General features: G+C 66.0%; 1 pseudogene. It reads right to left on the reverse strand.

The window, feature by feature from the left end:
* Nucleotides 1-73: 73 nt before the first annotated feature.
* Nucleotides 74-562: pseudogene (locus EOA86_RS37665) on the reverse strand (DNA mismatch repair protein MutL); the annotation flags it as partial.

A 562-nucleotide genomic window follows, 5' to 3' on the forward strand; every position in this document is an offset into this window, starting at 1 on the left:
GCTTGGCTCCCTACCTCCCCCTTTGTGGAGGTCGGACCGAAGGTCCGGGTGGGGGTCTGCGCCCTGGGGTCCTTCACTGCCGTCCAAACAGCCGCTCAATATCGGCAAGCTTCAGCTCGATGTAGGTCGGCCGTCCATGGTTGCAGGTGCCAGACCCCGGCGTCGCCTCCATCTGGCGCAGCAGCGCGTTCATCTCCTCGGCCTTGAGCAGGCGGCCGGACCTTACCGAGCCGTGGCAGGCCATGGTCGCGGCTATTTTGTCCAGCCGCTCCTTCAGCGTGTCGACCGTGTCGTTGTCGGCGATCTCGTCGGCATGATCGCGCACCAGCTGCTGGACATTGGTTTCGCCGAGCATCGACGGCGTCTCGCGTACCGCGACCGCACCCGGGCCGAAGCGCTCGACGGCGAGCCCAAAGCGGGCCAGCGTTTTGGAATGCATGGCAAGCCGCTCGGCATCCTCTTCCGGCAGATCGACGATCTCGGGCAAAAGCAGCATCTGCGACGGCACGGCGCGCGCATGCAGCGCGTTCTTCAGCGCCTCGTAGACCAGCCGCTCATGCGC

It is taken from the genome of Mesorhizobium sp. M5C.F.Ca.IN.020.32.2.1, from assembly GCF_004023105.1.
GTDB lineage: Bacteria > Pseudomonadota > Alphaproteobacteria > Rhizobiales > Rhizobiaceae > Mesorhizobium > Mesorhizobium wenxiniae.